This window comes from Mixta sp. (genome assembly GCF_024610815.1).
GTDB classification, from domain to species: domain Bacteria; phylum Pseudomonadota; class Gammaproteobacteria; order Enterobacterales; family Enterobacteriaceae; genus Mixta; species Mixta calida.
Map to the genome: position 1 here is coordinate 1 of NZ_JANION010000092.1, position 12,782 is coordinate 12,782.

11 protein-coding genes are annotated in these 12,782 nt (G+C 60.1%); 8 read left to right on the top strand and 3 right to left on the bottom strand.

Features of this window, described 5'->3' with window-relative positions; genetic code table 11:
• Positions 1–306: 306 nt before the first annotated feature.
• The 6 genes from nac to MYY08_RS05940 all read left to right on the top strand — a co-directional run bounded on the left by nac (position 307) and on the right by MYY08_RS05940 (position 6,074).
• Entirely contained in the window at positions 307–1,224 is a 918-nt protein-coding gene (gene nac, locus MYY08_RS05915) for a nitrogen assimilation transcriptional regulator NAC (protein ID WP_038625329.1), read from the top strand.
• Between the two features lie 172 nt (positions 1,225–1,396).
• Positions 1,397–2,353, top strand: coding sequence for an HTH-type transcriptional regulator Cbl (gene cbl, locus MYY08_RS05920; RefSeq protein WP_038625330.1), 957 nt, complete (start codon positions 1,397–1,399; stop codon positions 2,351–2,353).
• 66 nt (positions 2,354–2,419) lie between these two features.
• Positions 2,420–2,584 (top strand): GNAT family N-acetyltransferase, encoded by a 165-nt coding sequence (locus MYY08_RS05925; protein ID WP_288013818.1) that lies wholly within the window; start codon positions 2,420–2,422, stop codon positions 2,582–2,584.
• Between the two features lie 24 nt (positions 2,585–2,608).
• The gene (locus tag MYY08_RS05930) at positions 2,609–3,241 is read left to right on the top strand and encodes a GNAT family N-acetyltransferase (protein ID WP_288013826.1); all 633 of its coding nucleotides are present in this window, start codon (positions 2,609–2,611) and stop codon (positions 3,239–3,241) included.
• A gap of 71 nt (positions 3,242–3,312) precedes the next feature.
• Positions 3,313–5,109: a thiamine pyrophosphate-requiring protein gene (locus MYY08_RS05935; protein ID WP_288013820.1), complete on the top strand. Its 1,797-nt coding sequence runs from the start codon at positions 3,313–3,315 to the stop codon at positions 5,107–5,109.
• 122 nt (positions 5,110–5,231) lie between these two features.
• Positions 5,232–6,074, top strand: coding sequence for an oxidoreductase (locus MYY08_RS05940; RefSeq protein ID WP_038625333.1), 843 nt, complete (start codon positions 5,232–5,234; stop codon positions 6,072–6,074).
• A 58-nt stretch (positions 6,075–6,132) separates the two neighbouring features.
• On the opposite strand, the gene MYY08_RS19180 is transcribed toward MYY08_RS05940, so the two are convergent.
• Both MYY08_RS19180 and MYY08_RS05945 read right to left on the bottom strand, forming a co-directional pair.
• Positions 6,133–6,675, bottom strand: coding sequence for an EAL domain-containing protein (locus MYY08_RS19180; RefSeq protein WP_353738458.1), 543 nt, complete (start codon positions 6,673–6,675; stop codon positions 6,133–6,135).
• Positions 6,636–8,288, bottom strand: coding sequence for a putative bifunctional diguanylate cyclase/phosphodiesterase (locus MYY08_RS05945; protein ID WP_353738459.1), 1,653 nt, complete (start codon positions 8,286–8,288; stop codon positions 6,636–6,638). The genes MYY08_RS19180 and MYY08_RS05945 overlap by 40 nt, the downstream gene beginning before the upstream one ends.
• Positions 8,289–8,567: 279 nt before the next feature.
• On the opposite strand from MYY08_RS05945, the gene phnF reads away from it, so the two are divergent.
• The gene (phnF, locus tag MYY08_RS05950; RefSeq protein ID WP_038625335.1) at positions 8,568–9,308 is read left to right on the top strand and encodes a phosphonate metabolism transcriptional regulator PhnF; all 741 of its coding nucleotides are present in this window, start codon (positions 8,568–8,570) and stop codon (positions 9,306–9,308) included.
• A complete protein-coding gene (gene phnH, locus MYY08_RS05955) occupies positions 9,305–9,856 on the top strand; it encodes a phosphonate C-P lyase system protein PhnH (protein ID WP_084971506.1) in 552 nt (183 codons plus the stop codon). The genes phnF and phnH overlap by 4 nt, the downstream gene beginning before the upstream one ends.
• Before the next feature lie 68 nt (positions 9,857–9,924).
• Here the strand turns inward: phnH and MYY08_RS05960 are convergent, their stop codons facing one another.
• Positions 9,925–12,513: an autotransporter outer membrane beta-barrel domain-containing protein gene (locus MYY08_RS05960; RefSeq protein WP_288013824.1), complete on the bottom strand. Its 2,589-nt coding sequence runs from the start codon at positions 12,511–12,513 to the stop codon at positions 9,925–9,927.
• Positions 12,514–12,782 lie beyond the last annotated feature (269 nt).

The following is a 12,782-nucleotide window of genomic DNA, read 5'->3' on the forward strand; positions in this document are numbered from 1 at the left end:
GTACGGCATCATCGTTTTGTGACTGTGATCCGCAAAAAAGCGTCGTCGGCACCTGCACGGCACCAACGCAGCGGCCGCACGCTAATGGTGCAACATCGGCGTTAATCTGTACGGCGCGCGGTTTATGAACGGCGATTACCTCTTGCGAGGTAATCAGTTTCTCTTATTTTATCGGGGGTTAGGGCAGCGGTTTTAAGGTCAGAAGTCCGGTTGAAAAAAGTGGCCTGCATATTGCAATCCTTCTTCACAGCCGCGCCAGGCGCGACACTTCCTTTACAGCATGCGGGAACCCGTGATGGAGGCAATATGAACTTAAGACGACTGAAATACTTTGTGAAAATCGTCGATATCGGCAGCCTGACTCAGGCAGCGGAGGTCCTGCACATTGCGCAACCGGCGCTGAGTCAGCAGGTTGCCACGCTGGAAAATGAGCTGGATCAGCAACTGCTGATCCGCACCAAGCGCGGCGTCACGCCCACCGAGGCGGGCAAGATCCTCTATGCTCATGCGCGCACGATTTTACGCCAGTGCGAACAGGCGCAGGCGGCAGTCAGCAATGCCGGCCAGACGCTCAACGGACAGGTTTCCATTGGCCTGGCGCCGGGCGCCGCCGCCTCTTCGCTGACCATGCCGCTGTTGCAGACGGTGCGCGAACAGCATCCTGATATTCTGGTTTACCTGCATGAAAACAGCGGCAGCTCGTTAAATGAAAAAGTGATGAATGGCCAGCTTGATATGGCGGTGCTGTATGACCGCACGCCGACGGCCGGTATCGCCAGCACGCCGCTGATGAAAGAGGAGCTCTGGCTGGTAGGCGCCCACGACGCCCCCGGCGCAACGGTCGATCTGGCCGAGGTGGCGCAAATGAACCTCTTCCTGCCGCGCGACTACAGCGCAGTGCGCAAGCGGGTGGACGAGGCCTTTTCCCTGCGCCGTATGAGCGCGCGCATTATCGGCGAAATCGAATCGCTCTCGACGCTGACTGCCGCTCTCTCCAGCGGCATGGGCGTCACCGTACTGCCGGAATCGGCGGCGCGGGCGCTGGTCAACGCCACTAACGGCTGGATGGCGCGCATCAGTTCTCCCTCGCTGAATCTGCCGCTGTCGCTGAATATCTCCTCGCGTTTGCCGCTGTCGCCATCGGCGCAGGCGGTAAAAAATATTCTGCTGACGTTGCAGAACCGGCCGATGCCGGAGGCGCGCGAACTCATGCTGGTTAGCTAATTTCTTTCTTTTCTACCGCTTCTACAGGCGCACCCGGTGCGCCTTTTTTATGCCCGCCGCGCCGCTCCCTTTATCACTTAATTGCATAACAAACCCTTTTTTATTATTTGTTGCTATCAATGTGCCTGCATAACATAAAGGCAACATTGACCGGAAGAGAAGGAGAGGCGCTATGAACTTTCAACAGCTTAAAATTATTCGTGAGGCTGCGCGCTGTGAATTTAACCTGACGGAAGTGGCGAACACGCTCTTTACCTCTCAGTCCGGCGTCAGCCGACATATACGCGATCTGGAAGATGAGCTGGGCGTGGATATCTTCGTACGGCGCGGCAAGCGGCTGCTGGGTATGACGGAGCCGGGCAAAGCCTTGCTTACCATCGCCGAACGCATTCTTGACGAGGCGAGCCGGGTGCGGCGGCTGGCGGATGTTTTCACCAATGAGACCAGCGGCGTGCTGACCATCGCCACCACCCACACCCAGGCGCGCTACAGCCTGCCGAAGGTGATTAAAGCCTTTCGCGCCATCTGGCCCCAGGTGCGGCTGGAGCTGAATCAGGGCTCGCCGCAGGAGATTGTCGCCATGGTCACCGCTGGCGAGGCGGATATCGGCATCGCCAGCGAACAGCTGGTCAATCAGCCGTCGCTGGCCGCCTTTCCCTGGTTTAACTGGCACCACGCGCTGCTGGTGCCGAAAGGGCACGCGCTGGAACAGGAGAGCCCTGTTTCCCTCGCCGCGCTCAGCCGCTATCCGCTGATCACTTACCGTCAGGGCATCACCGGCCGTTCGCGCGTCGACCGCGCCTTTCACGCCGCCGGACTGAAGCCCGACATCGTGCTCAGCGCGCAGGATTCGGACGTGGTGAAAACCTATGTCGAGCTGGGGCTGGGCGTCGGCATCCTGGCGGATCAGGCGTGCCAGCTGGCGGCGGAGGCGGCGTTGACGCGCATCGACGCGCGCCATCTGTTTGAGCCCAGCACCGTCTGGCTCGCCCTGAAACGCGGACAGCTGCAACGCAACTACGTCTGGCAATTCCTTGAACTCTGCAACGCCAACCTGTCGCTGGAGGAGATGAAACGTCAGGCGCTGAATACCCAGGAGGAGGAGCCGGCGATCGATTTTCAGATCTGACGCGCATTGCCGTTCTTCGCCACAGCGATTAAGGTGTTTTTTTTACCTTAACGGAGCGCGCCGACAATGAAAATACGTACCATGACGCCGCAGGATCTCGCCGCCTGCGTGGCGCTGACGCAGGAAGTTAAATGGCCGCACCGCCTCGCCGACTGGCAGCTGATGCTGGCGCTGGGCGAAGGGCTGGTGGCGGAGCAGGATAGCCAGGTTATCGGCAGCACCCTTTTCTAGCGCTGGGGAGCGCAGCGCGCCAGCATCGGCGTGATTATCGTGGCGGAGGCCGCGCGCGGTCAGGGCGTCGGCGGCGCGCTGCTGCGGCAGACGCTCGAACGGCTGGCGGGTATGGAACTGCATCTGCACGCTACCGAGGCGGGCGCGCCGCTCTATCGTCGGGTCGGATTTGTCGAAACCGGCGAGATTATCCAGTATCAAACCCCATCATTAATCCCGCCGCCGCCGGCTGAGCCGCCGCAGTTGGCGAGGCGCGGCGATCTGCCCGCGCTGGCGCAGCTCGACTACCGTGCTAACGGCTTTCAGCGTCTGGCGCTGCTGGAGCGGCTGTTCGCCGACGGCGCCAGCATTATTGTCACGCGCCAAAACGACGTGCCGACCGGCTTTGCGGTCACCAGGCGCTTTGGTCATGGTTATGTGATTGGTCCGACGATCGCCGCCGACGCGTCAGACGCGCAGCGGCTGATTGCGCAGGCGATGCAGCCGCTGGCGGGCGGGTTCGTGCGCATCGACAGCAGCCGCAGCTGCGGCTTAGGGCCCTGGCTGCAACGCTGCGGCCTGCAACCGGTGGACGCGCCGCTGCGCATGGTGCGCGGACAAGAGTGGCGGCCGCAGGGAATGATTGCCTGGAGCGTCATGAGTCAGGCGATGGGCTAATCGCTGCGGTTGCCTTCTGACGAGGTCGGCTATGCTTAAAGTCTGTGTAATCTGAGAGGGAGAGACAGACGATGGCAATGAAGACCAGCGATTTTTTCGTGCAGCGCCTGAAAGCGTGGGGCGTAACCCGCATTTACGGCTACCCCGGCGACGGCATTAACGGCGTCCTGGGGGCCATCCAGCGCGCCAATAAAAAGGGCGCGGGCATCGAATTTATTCAGGTGCGCCATGAAGAGATGGCGGCGTTTATGGCGGCGGGCCATGCCAAATTCACCGGCGAGCTGGGCGTCTGCCTCTCTACCGGCGGCCCCGGCGCCACCCATCTGTTGACCGGCCTGTATGACGCCAAACTTGACCATGCGCCGGTGCTGGCGATCTCCGGCCAGGCGGAAACCACCTCCCGCGCCGCCAGCTATCAGCAGGAACTGAATCTTGATCGCGTCTTTTCCGACGTGGCGAACTTTGTTCAGGAGGCTGCGGCCCCTGCGCAGGTACAGCATCTGGTCGATCGCGGCGTGCGCATCGCCAAAGCGCAAAACGGCGTGGCGGTGCTGATCCTACCGAAGGACTTACAGGATGAGCCCTGGCAGGCGCCGCAGCATCTGCACGGCTTTACTCACTCCGGCCCCGGCTATCAGCGGCCGAAAATTGTCCCTTACCATGAGGATCTGCTGCGCGCCGCCGAGGTGCTGAACGCCGGTAAAAAAGTGGCGATTCTGATCGGTTCCGGCGCGCGCGGCGCGGCGGTAGAAGTGGTGCAGGCGGCTAACCTGCTTGGTGCAGGCGTGGCGAAGGCGCTGCTGGGCAAAGATGTCTTGCCGGACGATGCGCCGTTCGTCACCGGCTCCATCGGTCTGCTGGGCACGAAGCCGTCATCAGAGATGATGAAAAACTGCGATACGCTGCTGATGATCGGCAGCGGCTTCCCCTGGACCGAGTTCCTGCCGGAAGAGGGCAAAGCGCGCGGCGTACAGATCGATATCGATCCGGCAATGCTCGGCCTGCGCTATCCCTGCGAAGTGAATCTGCATGGCGATGCGGCGGAAACGTTGCGCGCGCTGCTGCCGCTGCTGAAACGTAAAGAAGACCGCAGCTGGCAGGAGGATATCGCACGCCAGGTGCAGGATTGGTGGCAGGTGATGGAAGAGAGAGCGATGGCGCCCGCCAGCTCGGTCAACCCGCAGCGCGTGGTGTGGGAGATGTCGCCGCTGCTACCGGAAGACGCCATCGTCACCTCCGACTCCGGCTCCTGCGCCAACTGGTTTGCCCGCGACTATCGGGTGAAACAGGGACAGCGCGCCACGCTCTCCGGCGGCCTCGCCTGTATGGGCGCGGCGGTGCCCTATGCTATCGCCGCGAAGTTTGCTTACCCCAACCGGCCGGTGGTGGCGCTGGTCGGCGACGGCGCGATGCAGATGAACAACATGGCGGAGCTGATCACCATCCAGAAATACTGGAAGAGCTGGGGCGACGGACGGCTGGTGGTCTGCGTGTTCAATAACCAGGACCTGAATCAGGTCACCTGGGAGCAGCGCGTAATGGAAGGCAACCCGCGTTTTGAAGCCAGCCAGTCTATCCCCAACGTGCACTATGCCGCTTTCGCCGAAATGCTCGGTTTGAAAGGCATCTACGTTGACGATCCCGAAAAGCTGAGCGGCGCCTGGCAGGAAGCATTAACCAGCGACCGGCCAGTGGTGCTGGAGGTGAAAACCGATCCTGAAGTCGCGCCGCTGCCGCCGCATATCACCTTTAAACAGGCAAAAGCCTTTATGGCTTCCATGGTCAAAGGCGATCGCGGCGCCGCGCAGGTGATTGGCGATACCGCCAGCCAGCTGCTGAACGAAGTGTTGCCGGGCAAGAAGAAATAATCCGACGCATCAGACGCTTATTAACGGGCGGTGGCGATAGCGTATGCTGCTCGTTAGCCTGGCCGCCTGCGCGGTTGGGCCTATCGTGAGACAGAAAAGATACCCTGAAAGAGGATAACTTAATGAAGGCAAACACCCCGGTCTGGCTGATTACCGGCTGCTCAACCGGCTTTGGCCGTGAACTGGCGCAACAGGCGATCGAGCGCGGCTTTAACGTGGTGGTGACGGCGCGCGACGTGCAGAAAGTCGCCGACCTGGTGCAGGGCAACGAACAGCACGCGCTGGCGTTGGCGCTTGACGTGACCGACAGCGCCACCATCGACAGCGCGGTCAAGGCGGCGCTGGAGAAATTCGGCGCCATCGACGTGCTGGTGAATAACGCTGGCTACGGCTATCAGTCTTCGGTGGAAGAGGGCGTAGAGGCGGAAATCCGCGCGCAGTTCGACGCTAACGTCTTCGGCCTGTTCGCCATGACGCGCGCGGTGCTGCCAGCGATGCGCCAGGCGCGCCGCGGACATATCATCAATATCACCTCCGTCGCCGGGCTGATCGGCTTCCCCGGCTCCGGCTATTACGCCGCCAGCAAACATGCGGTGGAAGGCTGGTCTGACGCGCTGGCAGTAGAGGGCGCGCCGCTGGGGATTAAAGTCACCTGCGTCGAGCCGGGCCCGTTCCGCACCGACTGGGCGGGGCGCTCGCTGCATCAGACTGAAAACCGCATCGCGGATTATGCGGAAACCGCCGGCGCGCGGATGAAAAACACCGCGGGCTACAGCGGCAAACAGCCGGGCGATCCGGCGCGGGCGGCGGCGGCGATGATCGCCATTACCGAACAGGAGAATCCGCCGCGCCATCTGGTGATGGGCGCGTTTGGCTTCGAGGCGGTGACCAGCAAGCTGCGCGAGCGGCTGGCGCAGATTGAAGCGTGGAAAGAGACCACTCTCGGCACCGACTTTCCTGAGTGACAGTGACGGCTGAAACCGGGCGGGCTTCCCGTCCGACGCGTTAAGGCGGGATGCGTTTTTATCCCGCCTTACGTTTTTCCAGCATCGCCGCAATTTTCTCAGGCGGCACCGCCTTGCTGAACAGATAGCCCTGCAGCTGGTTGCAGCCCGCCTCCGCCAGCGCCGACATCTGCCCGCTGGTTTCCACCCCTTCCGCCGTGACGGTCAATCCCATCGCATGACCCAGCCGCACCACCGATTCGATAATTGCCGTTGAATTTTCCGCAATGCCCAGCGACTGGGTAAAAGAGCGGTCGATCTTAATTTTGTCCACCGGAAAGTTGCTCAGGTAGTTGAGGCTGGAGTAGCCTGTGCCGAAATCATCCAGCGCAATACGGAAGCCCGCCTCGCGCAGCGCGATAATGATATTGCGCGCCTCGCGCTCATCCTCGATCAGCACCCCTTCGGTAATCTCCAGTTCAATGTGGCGCGGCTCGGCGCCTTCCGCCAGCACGATCTCTTTAAAACGCTGCACAAACCCGGAGGCGCGAAACTGTATCGGCGATACGTTGACGGCGATGATCAGCGCAGCGCAACGCGGCACGCTTCGCGCAGTACCCATTCGCCAATCGGTAAAATCAACCCCGTCTCTTCGGCGATGGGAATAAATTCGGAGGGCGGAATGGCGCCGCGTTGCGCATGGTGCCAGCGCAGCAGCGCTTCAAAACCGACAATTTGCTCGCCGGTCACATCCATCAGGGGTTGATACCATACTTCCAGCCCCTCTTGCTGTTGGAGTGCGATGCGCAGATCGGCGGCGATCTGTTGACGCGTTTGCACCGATTCATCCATCGCGCGCGCAAACAGGCGATACTGGCCGCGCCCTTCGTTTTTCGCTTCGTAGAGCGCGATATCCGCCTTGCGCATCAGCTCCTGACGATCCAGACCGTCCTGCGGCGCGATCGCGACGCCAATGCTGACGCCGACCCAGGTTTCGCTGCCAAGCAGAATATAAGGTTGTCCCAGCGCATCGATAACCCCCTGACATAGCCGGTCGACCTCATCTATCTCCGCAATATCTTCCAGTACGATAACAAATTCATCGCCGCCGATGCGTCCGACGGTATCGCTTTCGCGTAGCAGGGCGGAGAGACGATGCGCCACCGAGATAATCAGATCGTCTCCGGCGTGATGACCATAGGTATCGTTGATATTTTTAAAGCGATCGAGGTCAAGCAGCAGCAGCGCCGTCTGGCTGCCGTTGCGCATGGCGCGCGCCAGCGCCTGCGTCAGACGCTCCTCGACTAGCGCGCGGTTGGCCAGCCCGGTCAGCACATCATGAAACGCCAGGTGCTGCGCCTGCGCTTCGCTGGCGCCCAGTTGCAGCATCGACTGCGACAGCCGCAGCCGCAGGCGCCACAGGCGATACATCATCACCACGCACACCAGCGTGGTTAACAGCAGCACGGCCGCCAGCAGCGGGATCAGCAGCTTCAGCATCTCTGTGCCAGGCCGCTCCGGCGTCCAGGCAAAATAGCCCGCCGATATGCCGAGACGCGAGAAAAGCTCAAAGCGCGCCAGGCCCGGCGGCGCGGCGGCGTCGCCGATATAGTGCAGGTGTTTGATTAGACTGCGCTGCGCTAACGCTTTCAAAAAGCCATCGTCCAGATACTTAATGCTGACCAGCCGATAGCCGCTTTCGCTGGCACCAGCGCTGATATCGCCGATGGCGACCATCGCGGCTCGCTGCTGAACGCGCGTGAAATCCACTTTATCTTCCGTGCTGTGACCCTGTAGCCATGGCGCCAACGCCTTTTCAAACGCGGGCCAACGGCTGTTGTCGATGCGCTGGCCGTTTTGCCAGCCCGCCAGAATCGTTTCCTGCGGATCGATAATGAAAATGTCCTGATGGCCGAACATCTCATACAGCCAGCGGCCGACATTATCATCCAGCCAGCCCAGATCGATCTGCGGCTGTTGCAAAAGCTGGCCAAACGGCGGCCAGTTGGTCAGGCTGTGCAGCTGACGTTGATGCTCCGTCATGCTCTGCACGAAGGCGGTTTTAATAATACTTTCCTGCTGCGTCACCGCCTCAGCGTTATTGTGATGCGAGGTCCACAGCAGGCTAAAGCTGGCGGCAGACCAGATAATGATCAGCACCGCCACTAACGGAAAGATGACCTCCCGAACAAACTCGTGGCGAAAACTTTCTGGGTGTTGATCTTTATTAAACATTCAAGCTCTCGCTGTACCAAAAACCGTTCTTTAAGTGTGACATACAAAAGGGGGCTTCGCTTTGCTACATCAGGCGCACCCGCTGAAATGAGGTTGGCTCAGGCTGTCAGCAATATATAATTACTGATTAATATGGCTAATTTTTTTTGCGTTCAGCTAATCAAACTTAACGCAAATTCATCGCGCTGCCACCGGCGCGTCACCCGTCTGTCATGTTGTCCCGCCAGAGTAGCGTCATAAGCCGCGCCGAACCGGACGCGGCGGCATGAGGAATCGGTTATGAACGAGCTATCCAGACATCCGACCAGCGTTTATCAGGCCATTGCCGCACAGCTGGAGCAGGAGGTGCTGAGCCGTTATCAATCGGGCGACTATCTGCCGCCGGAGCAGCAGCTGGCGACGCGCTTTGCGGTAAACCGGCATACGCTGCGTCGGGCGGTGGATGAGCTGGTAAGTAAAGGTCTGGTTTTACGTCGTCCCGGCGTTGGCGTACTGGTGCTGATGCATTCCGTCAACTATCCTCACTATACGCGCGCCCGCTTTAGCCATGATTTACGGCAGCAGGGTAGCGATGCCGCCAGCGAACGCCTGCTGGCGGTGCTGCGTCCGGCCAGCCAGGAAGTGGCGGCCGCACTGGCCTGCAGGGAAGGCGAACAGGTTATCCATCTGCGCACGCTGCGTCGGATGGAGGGCGTTCCGGTCTGCGTGACCAACCATTTCCTGCCTCAGCTTGCCTGGTGGCCGCAGCTTCAGCACTACCGCAGCGGCGCGCTGCATGACTTTTTGCAGCAGCGCGACCAGCCGCTTACTTTAGTGCAAACCCGTATCACTACACGTCGCGCGCAGGCGAAAGAGTGTCGACTGCTGGCCGTGCCGCTACAGGCGCCGCTGCTCTCCGTCCGCACCCTGAGCCGGGCCGCCGATGGCCGCCTGGCGGAATATGCCGTCAGCCTGGCGCGCGGCGATATGACAGAATTAACGCTTGAGCATTCGGCGAAGAATAATGGAGAAGAACAATGAGTTTACTGGCGAGCTTAAACCGCCCCGTAGTTGAAACGCAGCCCGTGCTGCGTCGTATTTTGAAAGCGATGAGCGAACCCGGCGCAGCGGTTATGCTGCCCTGCACAGAACAGTGGGCGGGCATCTCTCCGGCTGCTACTGCGCTGTTGACCACGCTGAATGAGGCGGATACGCCGCTGTTTATTGATCCTATGCTGGAGACGTCCGCGCTGCGCGACAGCCTGCATCGGAACAACGGCGCGCCGTTGACCTCGGAACAACCTGCTGCATTTGCGCTGCTGCACAGCGACAGCGATCCTGACCTGGCGGCAATCTGCGCGCCTGGCGCGACGGTAATTCTGGAAGTGCCTGCGCTGAACGGTGGGTTGACGCTGCGTCTGCGCGGTCCGGGCATTCAGGAACGCCGCGCCATCGCGCCGCAGCTGCCGCCGAAGACGCTCGCTTTCCTGCGCGAATGGCCGCTTAACGGCCAGGGCGTGAATTTGATGCTGACCTGTGGCGAAATGATGATGGTGCTGCCGCGCACCGCTCAGGTCGCCGTATGCTAATTCATCGCCGCGCGCCTGGTGAAAAGGGGGCAGAGCAGGCCCCCTTAGTCGGGGGCCTGCTGCCGCTTTCAGAACGTCCAGCTCAGATTCAGCCTTCCTGAGGTTTCCTGATAACGATGCGCGCCCGCCGCGTGCGTCACATCGACAGAGCCAGTCAGCCGCTGCGCCAGACGCGCTTCTCCTCCCAGTTTCACTTCCGCCAGATTACGCGCGCCTGACGGCTGGTTTTCGCCGGTGCCCATCTGCACGGCGAAAGGCTGTGTGTGATGCCGCCAGTTGGCCTCGATGTAGGGCGTGACGAGGCTGCCTTCGGTCAGCGCGACGCGCGCCCCCAGGCGGGTCGACAGGCTGCCGTCGCCTTTGCTTTTTACTCGGGTTCCCTGGCTATCTGTAAAGGTATCCGCCTTGACGCCCAGCCAGGCCAGCTGCGCTTTAGGCGTCAGGGTGACGGCGCCGGCGCGCATTGCGTAGCCGCTCTCTATAGAGGCCAGGTAGCCTTTGGCTTTATAGACCTGATTCTCCAGCTCATCGCCTTTCACGCTGCCGTTAAACCAGGTGTGTTGAAGCCAGCTGTCGATATAAGCGCCGTTGTTCAGCCAGCTGCCGTAAAGGCCGAGGCTGTAGCCGTTCACCTGGCCGCGTGAGCGGTAACCGGTGAGCGACGCGCGGGTATGATTGCGGTGGTGGCCATATCCGGCAAAGGCGCCGACGGTGAAGGCGCTTTCGCCGTGGCTGAACGTCAGCAGATCGCTGCCGAGCTGCGTCACATAGCTGTTGCCGCGCGTCGTTAGCTGGCCGCTAAGATCGATGTTGCGGTCGCGGCCGCCGGTCTGACGCAGCCACAGCGCGCCGTGGGTTTCCCCGTTCGCCAGACTCTGACGCGTTTGCTGCGCGAGGCGATCGTGATATTGCAGCAAAAACAGGCTGTTCATTGCGGCGATGTTTGCCATATAGCTTCCGCTTTCCGGTCGCCAGGCCCGTTTGGCGGGCGCGGGCGTCGGTTCCGGCGCGAGCGCGGGTTCAGGTGCGGGCGCAGGTTCAGGTGCGGGAGCGGGTTCAGGTGCGGGAGCGGGTTCAGGCGCGGGCGCGGGTTCAGGTGCGGGCGCAGGTTCAGGTGCGGGCGCGGGTTCAGGCGCGGGCGCCGGGTCAGGTTTGGGCGCAGGTTCAGGCGCGGGCACAGGCGCGGGTTCAGGTGCCGGTTCCGGCGCAGGTTCAGGGGTTGGCTCTGGCTCCGGCGTCTCATACTGGCTGGTTAAATACCAATTGTTCTCTTTCTTCCGCAGGAAGTAATCATACAGTCCGGCGGTAGTACGGCCTTTCTGATCGAACGTGCCTGCTGAAACGCCGCCGACGCTAATCAACTCTATCCCGTTTTCCGTCTCGCTTCCCAGACCGTTAAGGTTATTGATCTGCACAAAGGTTCTGCCGGACGTGTCGCCCTGAATAACCAGCCTGTCGGTGGGCGAAGCATCGCCGCCCAGCTGGGTATTCATCACCAGCAGCGCATCGTCGCCATGGTAGTTGCCTTCCACCGTTAGCGTGCGGAACGCGGCGCTTTGGTTGCCGCCGAAATTGAGCGTTGCGCCGTTATTGAGGCTCAGGTTAGTCAGCGAGCTGTCGCCCGTCATCGCCCAGATGCTGTTTGCGCCTGCGAGCGTCATATTAATCGTGCCGCCGTTTTGCGTTTCGGTCAGACCGGTAATATAACCGCTGTAGGCCGGGTCGTTGGCGAGAGTGATGGCGCCGCCGTCGGCAACCATTTTGCCATTCAGCACCAGGCTGGTGGCGTTGAGGGTGGTTTCGCCCGTTGAATAAATGGCGTAAACCTCATTGATAAAGCGATCGTTACGCTCCGCATTCACCAGGCTTTGGCTGTCGAGAAAAACCTGACCGTTAATATCGAGCGTGCCGCTGTTATCAATATGGTAAAAATCGCGCTTGCCTTCGTCGCTTTCCTGCGCGCGTGACAGCACGGCGGCCATGCCGGTTAAGCTGACGTCGCCGCTGTTTTTTAAGCCGTAATAGGTTTGACTGGCGGCGCTATTGGACACATCCACGGCCAAAAGGCCGCCGACGGTGATTTTCCCGCCGTTATTCTTGATACCATAGAACGCGCCGCTGTCGGTTGCGCTCGCTGGCTTTGAGAGCAGGGTGAGCATGCCGCCAATATCGATATTTCCTGTGTTTTCAATCGCAGTAAACTTTTCCGGCGCCTGAAACTGTTCTCCCGGCTGTCGTTGTACGCTGACGCCACCCTGAACGCGCAGACTACCGTCCTCGTTATTAATGCCCTGCGTTTCAAACTGATTATGGAGGTTCAGGTTACCGCCAATGGACAGCTTGCTTCCCGTCATTAAATAGACGCCAGAATTTGAATAAGGGCTGTTATTTTTTTCAGCGAGGTTTTCTCTTGATGAGATAATGGTCACGTTGCTGGCCAGCTCCAGTTTTCCATTTGTCGCCGCAGTGCCGACCGTCAGCGTGCCGGGAGCATTCACCGCTTTACCCTGATCGTTAAGCGTTAACAGGTCGCCTGCGTTGAGGATAAGCGTCGCATCGCTTTCAAAAACCATGCCCAGGTTCTCTGCTTCGTTAACAATATTTAGCGAGTAAACCGTATTGTCGGGAAATTCCGGGTCTGGCGAACTCTCGTTCACGCCCGTTACAAATTTATACCCGGAGGCGATCCAGTCTTCGATCTGGTGGCACGAACTGTTATTAAAACAGAGCAGGCCGTTCGCCTGGGCAGGCGCGGATAACGCTATAGTCAGGCCCAGGGTTGAAGAAACAAAGCGGGCTAATAAAGAAAATCGAAACGGGAAGCAGGGGATTGGCATAATAATCAGGTCTCCATTTTTATTGTTCTTTCCTTTTCTCTCCTTAAGCGATATTTAAGATTTGTCTTAAATATCCAGTTAACAGTAAT

Coding starts and splice junctions, on each gene's coding strand:
- MYY08_RS19180 (WP_353738458.1), bottom strand. CDS start 6,675: ATGGGTACTGCGCGAAGCGTGCCGCGTTGCGCTGCGCTGATCATCGCC.
- nac (WP_038625329.1), top strand. CDS start 307: ATGAACTTAAGACGACTGAAATACTTTGTGAAAATCGTCGATATCGGC.
- MYY08_RS05940 (WP_038625333.1), top strand. CDS start 5,232: ATGAAGGCAAACACCCCGGTCTGGCTGATTACCGGCTGCTCAACCGGC.
- phnH (WP_084971506.1), top strand. CDS start 9,305: ATGAGTTTACTGGCGAGCTTAAACCGCCCCGTAGTTGAAACGCAGCCC.
- cbl (WP_038625330.1), top strand. CDS start 1,397: ATGAACTTTCAACAGCTTAAAATTATTCGTGAGGCTGCGCGCTGTGAA.
- MYY08_RS05945 (WP_353738459.1), bottom strand. CDS start 8,288: ATGTTTAATAAAGATCAACACCCAGAAAGTTTTCGCCACGAGTTTGTT.
- phnF (WP_038625335.1), top strand. CDS start 8,568: ATGAACGAGCTATCCAGACATCCGACCAGCGTTTATCAGGCCATTGCC.
- MYY08_RS05925 (WP_288013818.1), top strand. CDS start 2,420: ATGAAAATACGTACCATGACGCCGCAGGATCTCGCCGCCTGCGTGGCG.
- MYY08_RS05935 (WP_288013820.1), top strand. CDS start 3,313: ATGGCAATGAAGACCAGCGATTTTTTCGTGCAGCGCCTGAAAGCGTGG.